Source organism: Corynebacterium nasorum, assembly GCF_030229765.1.
GTDB classification, from domain to species: domain Bacteria; phylum Actinomycetota; class Actinomycetes; order Mycobacteriales; family Mycobacteriaceae; genus Corynebacterium; species Corynebacterium kefirresidentii.
Window position 1 is genome coordinate 1 of record NZ_JASPGY010000027.1, and the last position, 369, is coordinate 369.

Below are 369 nucleotides of genomic sequence, written 5' to 3' on the forward strand. Positions count from 1 at the left end.
ATGAAGCTCAAATAGTCCAACTTCTAATTCATCGCTAGGAGGAACACACCCATGGCCTATGACTTCGTCATTGGCGTAGACGTCGGCAAATACTTCCACCACGCCTGCGTCCTCGATCCCCAAGGCAGGCAAGTCCTGTCCAAACGCATCAATCAGCATAAAGGCTCGCTCCGCAAGCTCTTCGGCCAATTCCTCGCCGACAACACCTCAGTCCTTGTCATTGTCGATCAGCCCAACAACATCAGCCGATTAACCGTCGCAGTCGCCCAACACATGGGGGCAGACGATCGCTCAACAAAAATTAAAGAACGCCCTATGGCAATCGTCTTTTGCATCGATCAGATTCCACGAGCGTTCCCGGCAATTCTA

1 protein-coding gene is annotated in these 369 nt (G+C 51.8%); it reads left to right on the forward strand.

Features of this window, described 5'->3' with window-relative positions; all coding sequences use genetic code 11:
• Positions 1 to 51: 51 nt before the first annotated feature.
• The coding region (locus QP904_RS11735; protein WP_284836124.1) for an IS110 family transposase at positions 52 to 369 on the forward strand (318 nt) is incomplete at its 3' end.